Below are 13,687 nucleotides of genomic sequence, written 5' to 3'. Positions count from 1 at the left end.
CCGCCAATCACCTGCTCAATTCGAACACTGCGAATTCGGCGCGCCAGTTAGCGGCTGGCGCGCCGATCTGTTTTTCGCCCGAGAAGAACCACGCGCGCTCGATGGTCGCGCCCTTCATCCGCGCCAGGTCGCGGAAGTCCTCAACCGTGACGTGGTGGATGTTCTGCGTTGCGTACCAGCTCACCGGCAGCGCGCGAGTCACCGGCATCCGGCCACCCAGCAGCAGCGCCATGCGCGTGCGCCAATGGGCGAAGTTGGGGAACGAGACAAACGCCCGCCGCCCCACCCGCAGCAGCTCATCAAGCATCAGATCGGGTCGGGTCGCGGTCTGGAGCGTCTGGCTGAGGATCGCGTAATCGAACGCCTTGTCGGGGTAGTTGGCAAGGTCGAGGTTCGCATCACCCTGCACCACGCTGAGCCCACGCGACACGCAGCGTTCGACCTGTTCGCCGTCCAGCTCCATCCCGCGCGCATCGCAGCCCATCTGCGTTTGCAGCGCGTCCATCAAGGCGCCATCCCCACACCCAATGTCGAGAACGCGCGATCCGAACTTTACGTGCGAGGCAATCGCCGCAAGATCGGGTCGAAGGCCAAACGTTGTGGCGGGCGTATGCAATAGCATCACTCGACAAACCCCTTCACCACCCGGTCCAGCTGATCGTGTTCGAGCAGAAAGCTGTCATGCCCGTGCGGCGCTGAGAGTTCCACGAAACTCACCTTCGCCCCCGCCGCATTCAGTGCGTGGACAATGTGGCGGCTCTCGCTGGTCGGATAGAGCCAGTCGGTATCGAAGCTGACAAGGCAGAACCGCGCCTGGGTCCCCGCGAAGGCGTCCGCCAGCTTTCCGCCGTGCTCCTCGGCGATATCGAAGTAATCCATCGCGCGGGTGATGTAGAGGTAGCTGTTCGCATCAAACCGCCGGGTGAAGCCGCTGCCCTGATACCTGAGGTAGCTTTCCACCTGAAACTCGGCATCGAAGTTGAAGCCCTTCGCCTCGCGGTCCTGCAAGCGCCGGCCGAACTTCTCGGTCAGGCCCGCTTCCGACAGGTAAGTGATATGCGCCGCCATCCGCGCCACGGCGAGGCCGTTGTCGGGCTTGGCTTCGCTGGCGTAGTAATCGCCACCAGCCCAAGCGGGATCGGCCATGATCGCCTGCCGCCCGACTTCGTGGAAGGCGATATTCTGTGCGGAGTGACGCGCGGTCGAGGCAATCACCAGAACCCGCGCGGCGCGTTCAGGCCAATTGGCGGCGAGGCTGAGCGCCTGCATCCCACCCATCGACCCGCCGACGACAGCGTGAAGCTTTGCAATCCCAAGCCCATCCAGCAGCGCCACCAGCCCGCGCACCATGTCGCGGATGGTAATGACAGGGAACCGCATGGCGTAGGGCTGACCGTCGGGGGCGAGACTGGCGGGGCCGCTCGACCCCATGCAAGAGCCGATAACATTGGCGCAGATCACGAAATGGCGGTTCGTGTCGATCGGCTTGCCCGGACCGACCATCCGTTCCCACCAGCCCGGCTTGCCGGTGATCGGGTGGGGGCTGGCGAGATACTGGTCGCCGGTCAGCGCATGGCACACCAGCACGGCGTTGCTCTTGTCATCGGCGAGCGTGCCATAGGCCTCGTAGGCGATCTCGCAGCCATCCAGCGCCTGTCCGCTGTCGAGCGGCAGGGGGTGGGGGAGGCGGTAGACCGGAGAAACAGGCGGAGCAGCGTTCATCGTGGCCCGCGACTTGGGGTAGCCCCCCGCCCATGTCAATCGCTCCCCGCAGGCCTCGCGTTTTCGCGCTGTATTCGCAAGGCCAAACTGGCTATCGCGCCACTCGCATGAGTAGACCCGAACCCAAACCCTGGATCGCCGCAATCCACGCCTATGTCCCCGGCAAGTCGAAGTCGGCTTCGGGCAAGCCGCTGGTGAAGCTGTCGGCGAACGAGAACCCGTTGGGCTCCAGCCCCGCGGCTCTGGCCGCGCTGGCTGAGGGTCATGTCGCAGCCGACTATCCCGATCCCGATGCGCGGGGCCTGCGTGTGGCGATCGCCGAGATCCACGGGCTCGATCCCGATCGCATCGTCTGCGGCACCGGCTCGGGCGAGTTGCTGCACTGCGCGGTGCAGGCCTTGTGCGGGCCGGGGGACGAGGTGCTGGCGTCGCGCTATTCCTTCTCGCTCTACCCGCTGCTGGCCCAGAAGGTCGGCGCGACCCCGGTGTTCGCCGAGCCGGAGGGCTACGGCGCCAGCGTCGACAACCTGCTTGCGGCTGTCACCGAACGAACCAAAGTGGTTCTTCTCGATAATCCCAACAACCCCGTCGGCACTTTCCTGCCCCCCTCCGAAGTCGCCCGTCTCCATGCCGGGCTCCCGTCCGACGTGCTGCTGGTGGTGGACGAGGCTTACGGGGAATATGTCGACCCGGCCTTCCAGTCCGCCGCCTTCCAGCTCGCCGCCGCGCACGAGAACGTGCTCGTCAGCCGCACCTTCTCCAAGGCCTACGGCCTTGCCTCGGAGCGGGTCGGGTGGGTCACCGGCGCGGCCCACCTCGTCGACCTCGTCAACCGGCTGCGGGGCGCGTTCAACGTCTCGGTCAGCGGGCAGAAGGCGGCGCTGGCGGCCTTGGGCGACCAGACCTTCGTTACCGCCACCCGTGAGCACAACACCCGCGAACGCGCCCGTCTCGTCGAGGCCATCGCGGCACTTGGCAACCACGGCATCTCGGCGAGTCCCAGCGAGGCGAACTTCCTGCTCGTGCATTTCGAAGGCGCGGTGACCGCCGCGCACGCGCTCGAGGCGCTGTCCGAGACGGGCTATGCCGTGCGCCACCTGCCCAGTCAGGGCCTCCCGAACAGCCTCCGCATCACCATCGGCACCACCGAGGCGACCTCCGACGTCATCGCCACCCTTCGGCAATTGTGCGGAGAGGCGGCATGACGATCCAGCGCCTCGCCATCATCGGCCTCGGCCTGCTCGGCGGCTCGATCGGGCTCGCCACCAAGGCACGCGCACCGCACATCGCCACCACCGGCTGGGACCGCGACCCTGCCGTGCGCGCAAGGGCGGCGGCGCGCGGGCTGGTGGGGGCCGTCCACGACACCCCCGAGGCCGCCGTGGCCAATGCCGACCTCGTGATCCTGTGCGTCCCTGTCGGCGCGATGGGCGATGCGGCGCGGGCCATCGCGCCCGGCCTCAAGCCTGATGCCATCATCAGCGATGTCGGCTCCTCGAAAGAGGCGGTCGCCGCCGCACTGAAGCAGGCGCTGCCCGAGGCCTGCATCATCCCCGCCCACCCCGTCGCCGGGACCGAGCAGAGCGGGCCGGAAGCGGGCTTTGCCACGCTGTTCGCGGGCCGCTGGTGCATCATCACCCCGCCCGAAGGCGTAGACCCCGCGGCGCTTGAAACGCTTTCGGACTTCTGGACGCAGCTCGGCTCCAAGGTCGAGTTGATGGACGCCGCGCACCACGATCTGGTGCTGGCCGTCACCAGTCACATCCCGCACCTTATCGCCTACACCATCGTCGGCACCGCGAGCGATCTGGAGGACGTCACCCAGAGCGAGGTGATCAAGTACTCCGCCGGGGGTTTCCGCGATTTCACCCGCATCGCCGCCTCCGATCCGGTGATGTGGCGCGACGTGTTCCTCACCAACAAGGGGGCGGTGCTGGAGATGCTGGGCCGTTTCACCGAGGATCTCACCGCGCTTCAACGGGCGATCCGTTCGGGCGACGGGGACACCCTGTTCGACCTCTTCACCCGCACCCGCGCCATCCGCCGTCAGGTGATCGAGCAAGGGCAGGACGACGAACGCCCCGACTTCGGCCGCGAACACGGGGCATAACACGCCAGCCGATGTTTCACGTGAAACCCCGGCTTCAACACACCTCTGGAGGGGGTCTGAGAGGGGCTGACGGGGGTCTAAGGCAGGGCTGAGGCAGATCAGGCAGGGCCCTGGCAGGGTCTGAAAGCGACCTCAATCCAAGGGGCGTTGGATCGCGGATCAACCCTGCCCGTTCAGCACATTGATCGCAGCGTGAACCCGCGCCTCGACCTCCTCACGGGGCAGGCCAGCAGGGATCGTCTCGCCGACCTTGTAGGTGATCCGGCCCGGGCGCTTCACGACGTGGTGGTAGAGCCGTCCGCTATCCACCGCAATCGGCACCACCGGCAGCTTGAGCAGCTTGTAGAGGCCTGCAAACCCCGCCTGCAGCGGCGGGCGCGTACCGTGCGCGACGCGGGTGCCTTCGGGGAAGATCACCAGCGGCCGGCCCTGTTCCACCCGCTCCTTTGCCAGCGCCAGCATCTGCCGCAAGGTCTTGGCGCCTTCCTCGCGCGCCACCGGGATCAACCCATAGACCACCGCCGAATAGCCCCAGCCCGGAATCCGGAACAGTTCCTGCTTAGCGAACACGGCGGGGTAGGCGAACAGCCGCGGCGTATCGATCGCCTCGAAGAAGGCCTCATGCTTGACCGCGATCAGCACCGGGCCCTGCGGCAGAGACCCTTCAAGCACCACCTCGATCCCCAGCACGTTTTCCACGCACCACAGGTGCCAGGCACCCCAGCGCCCCACGATCCCGCGCAGCCAGCCGCGCCTTGCTGTCACCGCCACCACCGAGGCCACGACCAGCAGCGCCGAGCCGACATAGAACAGCACATAGAACGCAAGCGAGCGCAGGGCGGCGATCAGCCAGCTCAAAGCTCCGCCAGTCCCGCCGCACGGCTGGCGATCAGCTTGTGATATTCAAGGAACAGCGTGCCGAGATCAGGCTGCGAAGGCACCGCATCGCGAATCACCGTGACGTGATCGGGCAGCGTTCGGTCAAGCTCGCCAGCGGCCCGGCGCATATGCCAGTCGGTCGTCACCAGCCGCAGCGAGCGCACTTCGTTCTGCGCCACCCACTTGGCGGTTTCGGCTGCATTGGAACGGGTATCAACCGCCGCAAAGCCGAGCGTGACACAACAGGCCATCCGCTCAGGCTCGACGGCAAATTCTGCCGCGAATTCCTGCGGTCGCACCTCGCGATCGACACCGCTGACCAGCATCTTGTCCGCCCATCCCTGATCGAGCACCTCCAGGCCCCGCGCGATCCGCCCCGGCCCGCCAGTGGGGACAATCACCGCATCGGTGGCCGCGTCACCGGCCGGCTTGGGCAAGGCAACCGCAAACCACAGGAAGCCGATCGCCCAGACCAGAAACATCACAGAGAACACACGCCGGATCATCGTTGCGCCCTAGAGCATGTCCTTGAGGGCAAGCGCAATGGTGATCCGGGCCGTTGCCAGCGCCAGCATCACCGCAGCGACCGGAATGGTGGCGATCACCAGCCAATCGCCCAGCAGCAAGGTGCCGCCGCCCGTCATGCCGCTATCGAGCGCGGCGAATTGCTGGCCGAGCAGCCACACCGCGCCCGCCCCCGTCAGCGCACCAAGCACCGCGCCCAGCGCCGCCTCGCGCAGCACATCGCGCAGGAACACCACGGCGATCTGGCGCGCGGTGGCGCCAAGCAGATGCATGATCTCGACTGTCTCGCGCGCTCCGGCAAAGGCGTTGCGCGTCGCCAGCCACACCGCCGCCGCAGTCGCCAGCGCAACCAGCGCGACAAGACCCAGCGCCAGCCATTGCAGCGCCGCCAGCGCGCCATAGACCGGGCGCAGGAAATCGCCCTGTGCATCGACCCGCGCGCCCGGCACCTCGGCGGCGAGCGCGGCCTCGATCCGGGCAATCTGCTGCGGCCCCGCCTTGCCGCTGAGCTCCACGTCGATCAGCGCCGGGATCGGCACTTCGCTGCCGGACACGCCCTCGCCCAGCCAGGGTTCGAGCATTGCAGCAAGTTCCGCTTCTGGCACCTGCCGGACGGACTTCACCCCGTCGAGCGCGGTCAGCACCTTGACGGCGGCCGCGCCGCGTGCGGCGCGCAGATCGGGATTGGGCTCGATCACCTGCACGCTTACCGCGGTTGCCAGATCGGCGCGGGCGGTGGCCGTGAGATTGCGCAGCGCCAGCCCTCCGGCCGCGGCGATCACCACCAGCGCGATCAGGATGGCGATCACCCAGGGGATCGGGCTGGCAAGACGCGCCGGAGGCAGCAGCCGTGCGGCCGAGCGGCGACGGCCTGTTACCCCCGCTTCGGGGGCAGCCTCGGTCTCCACACCCTCAGGCGCGGCGGCAAGCGGCGGCGGCGTGCTCATGCGCCAGCGTCTCCGGCAGGCCCGATCGGACGCGGGGGATAGCGCAGCGCGCCGGTGGGATCGGAAAGCTGGCCCTTGTTCAGCCGCATGATCAGCGAATCCGGGACTTTCTTGAGAAGGTGGACATCGTGGGTCGCCACCACCACGGTCGTGCCGACCCGGTGGTTCAGCGCCTCGAACAAGCGCAGCAGTTTCAGCGCCATATCGGGATCGACATTGCCGGTCGGCTCGTCGGCAATCAGCATCCGGGGCCGGGCAATCACCGCGCGGGCGATGGCGACGCGTTGCTGTTCGCCGCCCGACATGGTCGCCGGGATCGCGTGCGCGCGGTGCGACAGGCCCACCCAGTCGAGCATGTCGCCGACGGCCTTGGTCGCCTTTTTCTCGTCAGTCCCGGCAAGCCGCAGCGGCAGGGCGACATTGTCGAAAGCAGTCAGATGCGGGACCAGACGGAAGTTCTGGAACACCACGCCCAGCCGCCGCCGCAGTTCCGGCAGGCGTTCGCGCGGCATGGTGACAAGATCCTGTCCGAACATCCGGATCGCCCCGCGCGATGGCCGCTGAGCAAGGTAGAGCAGCTTCAGCAGGCTGGTCTTGCCCGCGCCGCTTGCCCCGGTAAGGAAGTAGAAACTGCCGGGATAGAGCGTGAAGCTGAGATTGCTCAGCACTTCGGGATCGGTGCCGTAGCGCAGCCCGACATTGTCGAATTTCACCTGTCCATCAAGGCGGTCGTTCATGCCCGGCACCTATCAGCGCGGCATCAAAGGGAAAAGCCGAACATCGCGTCCAAAGGTGCAGAATGGCCGAGATTTGCCCCGCAATGTGGAAAACAGCGGGTAAATGGCCGCCCCCGGCGCACCTGCTCTTGTGCAAGGGTGCGTGAAGACTATTGCATTTACTGTCATGATCATCGCCTGCCCAGCTTGCGGCACCCGCTATGCAGTCCCCGATGCTGCCATCGGCAGCGAGGGCAGGACCGTGCGCTGCGCCAAGTGCAAGCACAGCTGGTTTCAGGAACCGCCGGAAACGGAACTGGCCTCGCCTGCGCCCGTTCCGGTTGCGGCTCAACCGACCGCTCCGCCTCCGTCGGCGGCAGCTCCGCCCGCGCCACCTCCGCCGGCACCGCCAGCACCTCGGCCCGAACCTGAGCCCGAACCTGAGAACGCAGGGCCATCGGTCAGCCATTGGCGTACGCCGGATGCTGATCCAGCGCCGGTGGACGAAGGTTCGCTTGCGGCCCGCGCGCTGCGCCGGGGACTGGGCCAGCAGGCCGATGCCGGATCGCCCGCGCCGGTTACCAGCGACCCGCCCGCCAGCCCGCCCACCGGTCTGCCCGCCTTCGACCAAGCCGAGGCCGATCCTCCCTTCGATGACGATGATGGTGCGGATGCCGATGATGAGGGCGCATCGCAGTTCGATTACCGGGCGCCCTTCACGCGGCGGCGCAACACGCTCAAGATGTGGACGCTGGCCGCGGCACTGTTCGCGGCGCTGGCGACCGGAACCATCGTTGCCGTGAATTACTACGGCCTGCCGGATTGGGTGCCGATCGCCCGCCCCACTTTCGGCATTGGCGAGCCTGGACTGGAGCTCGATTTCCCCAAGTCGCAGCAGCGCAAGGAAACGCTGGAGAACGGGGAGACCATTTTCCGGGTGCGCGGCACGATCACCAACACCGCCCCCGAAACGCGCGAGGTTCCCAATTTGCTGGTGGTGTTCAGCGACGCGCGCGAACGCAATATCGGTGACTGGCCGGTGACCCCCGCCAAGCGCAGCCTTGCCCCGGGCGAGACCGTCACTGTCACCGAAGCAATCACCGACATTCCCCCCGGCGCGGCCGTTGCCGACCTTGGCTGGGCGCCCGGATAGGCTGCTTTTAGACGCTTGCGTCAAAGAGCTTGCGCGGCGTCAAACCCCTTGCTAGTGGCGCGCTCCTACCGCGGGGCCAGCGCTTTGGCTGCTCCGACAAACCCCGAGTGCGGTCGTGGCGGAACTGGTAGACGCGCAACGTTGAGGTCGTTGTGGGCGAAAGCCCGTGGAAGTTCGAGTCTTCTCGACCGCACCACTTTTCCGGTATCCTGACAGCAGACGATCGGTCGGAGCGGGACTTTCCTCCCACTGGGGGGCCATATGCCCGCCCAGCCGCTTAGGTTACCCGGCTTATCCATAGATTCCCGTGATTTGAGGCGACGGTTTATTAACCGCTGATGCGCCAAGGGCAGGGGGTGATCGAAGCCCCTCGCCTTGAAGCCATGAGCGCCCTCGGCCTTGAGGCGATCAGCGACCGAGAGGTGTTTTCGCGGATCACGCACCTCGCCAGCACCATGCTCGGCTGCCCGATCGCACTGCTTTCGGTGGTGGAGGAAGAACGACAGTGGTTTCTAGGGCGAACCGGGACGGATCTTACCGAAACCCCCATCACCGATTCCTTCTGCTCCGTTTGCGTCCAGAGCGAGGAACCGCTGCTGATCCCCGACGCGCGCTCCGACCCGCGCCTTAGCGCCAACAACCTGGTTACGGGATCGCCTTTCATCCGGTCATACCTCGGCGTGCCAATCCGCGGCGAAGGCGGCGTGCTGCTGGGCGCCTTGTGCGCAATCTCTCCTCAGCCTGAAGCCTTCACACCCGAACAGATCGCCCCCTTGGCGATGCTGGCAGAGCTTGCCGAACAGAGCCTTGCGCTGCATGCCCGCACCCGCGCCCTCAGCCTCGCCAATGCAGCGCTTCAGCAATCGAGCCAGATCTTTCGTCAGGCCGAACGTGCCGTGAACATCGGCAGCTGGCGGGTCGATCTTGCCACGCAGCGGCTGCGCTGGTCCGATCAGGTCTATGCCATCACCGGGCTGGAGCCCGGCCCTGCGATCAACGTGCGCGACGTGGTGCATCTCTATCAGCCGGAGGACCGCGCCATGGTCAGCAAGGCGATGGATGACACGATCGAGGGCGGCAAACCCTTCATGTTCGAAACCACGATCCATCGGCGCGATGGTGAAATGCGGCGCATCCGGGTCGTGGGCGAGCGCATTCAGGTCGATGGCGAGCCGGATTCGGTGGCGGGTATCATCCTCGACTGCACCGAGGAACACCTGCGCAATGTCGCGCTGAAGCGCGCCGCGGAACGCGACCGGCTGACCGGCCTTTACAACCGTGCAGCCTTCGATCGTCGTCTGGCCATTGCCATGCAGAATGTCGAACACGCAACGGTGGCGGTCGCGCTGCTCGACCTCGATGGGTTCAAGGACGTCAACGACACGCTGGGCCATCTGGTCGGTGACCGGGTGCTGGAGACGATCGCCGGACAGCTTCAGAACCGTATTCCCAAAGGCGTTTTCCTGGCGCGCTGGGGCGGCGACGAATTCGCCATGCTGTTCCCGTCAGGAATGTCCGTCGAAGCCGTGACAGGTGTCCTTGCCGATGTGCTGGCAGACTTTGACGAAATGCCGCCGCTCGGCAGCACATTGCTCAAGATCGGAGCGACCTGCGGGGTGGCGCAGATGAACACCCCGGCAAGCAGCGAGGAAATCATGCGCCGGGCCGACCTTGCGCTCTATCGCGGCAAGGAAGCCGGACGCGGCACGGTGGTATGCTGGGATCACCAGATCGAAGCGCGCCAGTCCGAACGCCAGCGCGCCATTGCTCTCCTGCGCAGCGCGCTCAATGGCGGGCGGGCGCTGGCGGCCTATCAGCCGATCCTCGAATTGGAGAGTGGCCGGGTGGTCTCGGTCGAAGCGCTGCTGCGGCTGCGCGATGAGGATGGCCAGCTGATCGCCGCGAGCGACATCTTCGCCGCCCTGCTCGATCCCGACCTGTCGCGCCGGGTCAGCCGGGTGATGCTCGATCAAGTGGTGGCCGATGGTCCTGCGATCCTTGCCCTGTTCGGCCCGGACACCCGGATCGGCCTCAATCTGTCAGAAGCCGATCTGCGGCAGGGCGATTTCGTCCGTCACCTGATCGAGGTGATCGACGACAGCGCCTTGAGCCCCCGCAACATCACCATCGAAGTGACCGAGACGATGCTGCTTGACGCCGGGGGGCAATTGCGCGCCTCGCTGGCGATGCTCGACGATTGCGGCTTTACCATCTGCCTCGACGATTTCGGCACCGGCTTCTCCTCGCTCACTCACCTGCGCGCCTTCCCGATCCACAAGGTCAAGATCGACCGCGATTTCATCGCTGCCATCGGCGAGGATCACCAGTCGCGGTTGATCATTCAGGCGATCGTGCAGATGGGCCATTCGCTCGGCCTGCGGGTGGTGGTGGAAGGCGTGGAGACCGAGGAGCAGGAAACCTTCCTGCGCGCGATCGGCTGCCCGCATGTGCAGGGCTACCGCTATGGCCGCCCGGCGCTGCTGCCGGATATGCAGGCGCGCTTTGCGGCCGCTCGGGCAGAGGTACGCCGCAGGGCCTGATCAGCGCGGCAGCAGCCCGGTCTGTGGCGCGTCTCCGCCGTGGAAGATGAAGGTGGAAACATTGGTTCCACCGCCAAGATTAACCCGGTTTTCCTGCCGCGCCCAGACATCGGTGAAGATCTGCGAATTGACCCTGAGGCGCAGTTCGCCCTCAGCAGGCGCAGCAACTTCCTGATAGACCCACAGGCTCCCGCCCGTGATTTCGCTCCCGACATAATCGGGCGTGATGATCGCATCGCCCAGCTGGAACAGGAACCGCCGCGTGACATAGCGGGCAAAAGCTTCACGGCTTTCCTCGCTGCCGATGATATCGGGCGAGTGGGTGTTGGGATTGCCCGTGCGCTGCACCACCAGTGAATGTTCGGCGTCATGCACTGGCACCTGATGCATGATCTCGATCATGCCCGTGCGCGGATTGTGCGCGATGGTGGTGATCGTGAACTTCTGCTGGTGCGCCAGCGCCGTGCTGCCCCACACCGGGGCCAGCAACAGCGCCAGCGCCGCAAGACAGCGCAGCATTACTTGCGCTTCTTGTCAGGCTCGGCCCCCACCGCCTCACCCATCAGATCGCGGCTGACGCGCGAACGGCTGGCTTCGTCCTTGAAGGCTTCGACCCGGCTGGGGATGATGCGGCGCGGGTAGTGGTTGTTTTCCAAATCCGCATCGCCGGTTTCCCAATCGGGATCGACCATCACCTGCACCAGTTCCTTGCCTTTGGGATAGACCAGCAGCTTGGCCACTTCCCTGCTGTTGCGACGCCAGATCTCGGCAGGGATGTTGAGCTTCTCCTTCGACCCGTCCTTGAAGGTCAGGCCAAGGATGATCGGCATCACGAGGCCGCCCTTGTTGCTGAAATTGAGGACGTAGTAATTCGCGTCCTCCTTCACCGCACGGTCAAACGCCTTGCGCTCCCAGGGCAGCAGCCCATCAAGGAAGTCGGTATAGCCCTTGCGGTCCTTGGGGGTGACAGTGAACTGGTCGTTCTTGTCGTAGAAATCGGTCACGCCCGGATTTTCGAGCACCCAGATCGGCAGGCGCTGTTCGCGGTTGAGCCCGATACCGACCAGCTCCGGCTCCTCGTCACGCTCCTTGCGGCGACGCGGCAGATCAATGTCCGGATCCTTGGTGTCCATCTTCAGCCGGTAGATCGAATCAAGGCTGATATCGACGTGATCGGTGGTGTAGAACCACCCGCGCCAGAACCAGTCGAGATCGGTGCCGGAGGCTTCCTCGATGGTGCGGAAGAAATCCGCCGGGGTCGGGCGCTTAAACTTCCAGCGGCGGGCATATTCCTTCAGCGCAAAGTCGAAGCGTTCCCGCCCGATGATCGTATCGCGCAGCAGGTGATAGGCGGCCGACGGCTTGCCATAGGCGTTGGCGCCGAGGTTGGTGATCGAATCCGACTGGGTCATGATCGGCTGCTGATCGCTGGAGACCATGTAGCTGACCAGATCGCGCGGAACGCTGCGGGTCCAGGGCATGTTCGGATCCCATTCGTAACCCGCGACCGAATCCAGGAACGAATTCAGCCCCTCGTCCATCCAGGTCCACTGGCGCTCGTCGGAATTGACCGTCATCGGGAAGTAGATGTGGCCGATTTCGTGGATCACCACGCCGACCAGGAACATCTTCTCGGCCAAGGAATAGGTGCGGCTGCCGTCCTTGTTCAGGGTGGTGCGCGGGCCGTTGAAGGTGATCATCGGATATTCCATCCCGCCGACCGGCCCGTTGACGGACTGCGCGGTGGGATAGGGATAATCGAAGCTGAAGCGCGAATAGACCTTCATGGTGTGGACCACCGCGGCGGTCGAATATTTGCGCCACAGCTCGCCGCCTTCCTTGGGCCAGAAGCTCATGGCGAGCACGGTTTCATGCTCGGCGCCGGGCTGCTTGTGGCCTTGCGCGTCCCACATGAACTTGCGGCTGGAGGCCCAGGCGAAATCGCGCACGTTCTGCGCCGAGAAGCGCCAGGTCTTCTTGCCGCGAGGGTTGCCTGCCTCGGCAGCGGCAGCTTCGGCCGGGGTGACGATGAACACCGGCGCATCGGCATTCTTGGCGGTTTCGAGCCGCTGGCGCTGAGCGGCGGTCAGGACGGTCTCGGGATTCTGCAGCACCCCGGTCGAGGCGACGATGTGATCATCCGGCACGGTCATGGCGACGTCGTAATCGCCGAATTCCAGCGTGAATTCGCCGCGACCGAGGAACTCCTTGTTGTGCCAGCCTTCATAGTCCGAATAGACCACCATGCGCGGGAACCACTGGGCCAGCAGGAAGATGTCGTTGCCGCCCTTGCGCGGATCATCAGGGAAGTGTTCGTAGCCCGAACGCGCCACCACGGCGTCTTCCTCGACGATATTGAAAGCCCATTCGATAGCGAATTCGGTGGTCTGCCCTGGCGCAAGCGGCTCGGGCAGGTCGATCCGCATCAGCGTGCCGACGATGGTATGCGGCAGGTTCGCACCCGCCAGCGTGCGCACGGCGTTGATGTCATAGCCATACTTGTTGTCGGCCATCGCCTGCTGGCGGCGCAGCTCGTCCATCGAAAGACGGGTCGGTTCATTGCCTCCGCCCAGCGTCACCTTCGGCCCGCGGCGACCGGCACCGCCGAAAGCATCGGTCAGCTCGGCCATCGAATCGGTTCTGAAGATATTCTGGTCGAGCTGCATCCACAGCCACGGGAGAGTATCGGGCGAATTGTTGGTGTAGCGCACCGTCGCCCGCGCCGTCAGACGACGCTTGGGTTCGTCGAGTTCCGCTTCGATCGTGTAGTCGACCTTCTGCTGCCAGTATTCATGCCCCGGCGCACCGCTGGCGTTGCGATAGGTGTTGGGATCGGGCAGCACTTCATCGAGCTGGCGGAACTTGTCCTCAAAGCTTCCCTTGGTCTGCTGCACGCCCTGAGCCGCCAGCGGCGCGGCGGCAGGGACAGCAAGGAACAGGGCGACGAAAAACAGAACGAAACGCAAGGGGCGTTCTCCGGCAAGAATGGCAGACGCCTGAGAGAGCGCAAAAGCAGCAAGTGTGCAAGCCGCTATCCTGCGCAGAGCGGCAATTTTATGTCGTGCATGGCATCAGTGACACTTTCGCTCTGCCAG

12 protein-coding genes and 1 tRNA gene are annotated in these 13,687 nt (G+C 65.4%); 5 read left to right on the top strand and 8 right to left on the bottom strand.

Annotated features, from left to right (window positions below; genetic code table 11):
* Nucleotides 1-7: 7 nt before the first annotated feature.
* Together metW and metX are read right to left on the bottom strand one after the other, a co-directional pair.
* Nucleotides 8-622 carry a methionine biosynthesis protein MetW gene (metW, locus tag CHX26_RS04015; protein WP_104941262.1) on the bottom strand — a complete coding sequence of 205 codons (615 nt, stop codon included), beginning with the start codon at nt 620-622 and terminating at the stop codon, nt 8-10.
* Entirely contained in the window at nt 622-1,722 is a 1,101-nt protein-coding gene (gene metX, locus CHX26_RS04010; protein WP_104941261.1) for a homoserine O-acetyltransferase MetX, read from the bottom strand. Before metX ends, metW begins: the two co-directional genes overlap by 1 nt.
* Before the next feature lie 107 nt (nt 1,723-1,829).
* Here metX and hisC point away from each other — a divergent pair, with 107 nt between their 5' ends.
* Together hisC and CHX26_RS04000 are read left to right on the top strand one after the other, a co-directional pair.
* The gene (gene hisC, locus CHX26_RS04005; RefSeq protein ID WP_104941260.1) at nt 1,830-2,927 is read left to right on the top strand and encodes a histidinol-phosphate transaminase; all 1,098 of its coding nucleotides are present in this window, start codon (nt 1,830-1,832) and stop codon (nt 2,925-2,927) included.
* On the top strand, nt 2,924-3,832 hold the full coding sequence (locus tag CHX26_RS04000) for a prephenate/arogenate dehydrogenase family protein (RefSeq protein ID WP_104941259.1): 909 nt from the start codon (nt 2,924-2,926) through the stop codon (nt 3,830-3,832). The genes hisC and CHX26_RS04000 overlap by 4 nt, the downstream gene beginning before the upstream one ends.
* 159 nt (nt 3,833-3,991) lie before the next feature.
* Here CHX26_RS04000 and CHX26_RS03995 read toward each other — a convergent pair whose 3' ends face one another.
* The 4 genes from CHX26_RS03995 to ftsE are packed head-to-tail and all read right to left on the bottom strand — an operon-like array spanning nt 3,992 to nt 6,920.
* The gene (locus tag CHX26_RS03995; protein ID WP_233997264.1) at nt 3,992-4,690 is read right to left on the bottom strand and encodes a lysophospholipid acyltransferase family protein; all 699 of its coding nucleotides are present in this window, start codon (nt 4,688-4,690) and stop codon (nt 3,992-3,994) included.
* Complete coding sequence (locus CHX26_RS03990) at nt 4,687-5,217, bottom strand: YdcF family protein (RefSeq protein WP_104941258.1); 531 nt, start codon at nt 5,215-5,217, stop codon at nt 4,687-4,689. The genes CHX26_RS03995 and CHX26_RS03990 overlap by 4 nt, the downstream gene beginning before the upstream one ends.
* Before the next feature lie 9 nt (nt 5,218-5,226).
* The gene (locus CHX26_RS03985; RefSeq protein ID WP_104941257.1) at nt 5,227-6,183 is read right to left on the bottom strand and encodes a cell division protein FtsX; all 957 of its coding nucleotides are present in this window, start codon (nt 6,181-6,183) and stop codon (nt 5,227-5,229) included.
* Complete coding sequence (gene ftsE, locus CHX26_RS03980; RefSeq protein ID WP_104941256.1) at nt 6,180-6,920, bottom strand: cell division ATP-binding protein FtsE; 741 nt, start codon at nt 6,918-6,920, stop codon at nt 6,180-6,182. The genes CHX26_RS03985 and ftsE overlap by 4 nt, the downstream gene beginning before the upstream one ends.
* Nucleotides 6,921-7,062: 142 nt before the next feature.
* Between ftsE and CHX26_RS03975 the strand changes: the two genes are divergently transcribed.
* From CHX26_RS03975 to CHX26_RS03965, 3 genes are all read left to right on the top strand, one after another.
* Nucleotides 7,063-8,052, top strand: a complete 990-nt coding sequence (locus CHX26_RS03975) for an MJ0042-type zinc finger domain-containing protein (protein WP_233997263.1) — start codon at nt 7,063-7,065, stop codon at nt 8,050-8,052.
* Between the two features lie 109 nt (nt 8,053-8,161).
* Nucleotides 8,162-8,248 (top strand) — tRNA-Leu (locus tag CHX26_RS03970).
* 160 nt (nt 8,249-8,408) lie between these two features.
* Nucleotides 8,409-10,592 (top strand): sensor domain-containing phosphodiesterase, encoded by a 2,184-nt coding sequence (locus CHX26_RS03965; protein WP_172449684.1) that lies wholly within the window; start codon nt 8,409-8,411, stop codon nt 10,590-10,592.
* Here the strand turns inward: CHX26_RS03965 and CHX26_RS03960 are convergent, their stop codons facing one another.
* Together CHX26_RS03960 and CHX26_RS03955 are read right to left on the bottom strand one after the other, a co-directional pair.
* Nucleotides 10,593-11,111: a DUF6702 family protein gene (locus CHX26_RS03960; RefSeq protein WP_104941253.1), complete on the bottom strand. Its 519-nt coding sequence runs from the start codon at nt 11,109-11,111 to the stop codon at nt 10,593-10,595.
* The gene (locus tag CHX26_RS03955; protein ID WP_172449682.1) at nt 11,111-13,558 is read right to left on the bottom strand and encodes a M1 family metallopeptidase; all 2,448 of its coding nucleotides are present in this window, start codon (nt 13,556-13,558) and stop codon (nt 11,111-11,113) included. Before CHX26_RS03955 ends, CHX26_RS03960 begins: the two co-directional genes overlap by 1 nt.
* Between the last annotated feature and the right edge of the window lie 129 nt (nt 13,559-13,687).

Origin of the sequence: Porphyrobacter sp. HT-58-2 (assembly GCF_002952215.1) — a bacterium.
Lineage (GTDB): Bacteria > Pseudomonadota > Alphaproteobacteria > Sphingomonadales > Sphingomonadaceae > Erythrobacter.
The sequence above is the reverse complement of the archived record's forward strand: the minus strand, read 5'-3'. Positions and strand labels throughout refer to the sequence as shown.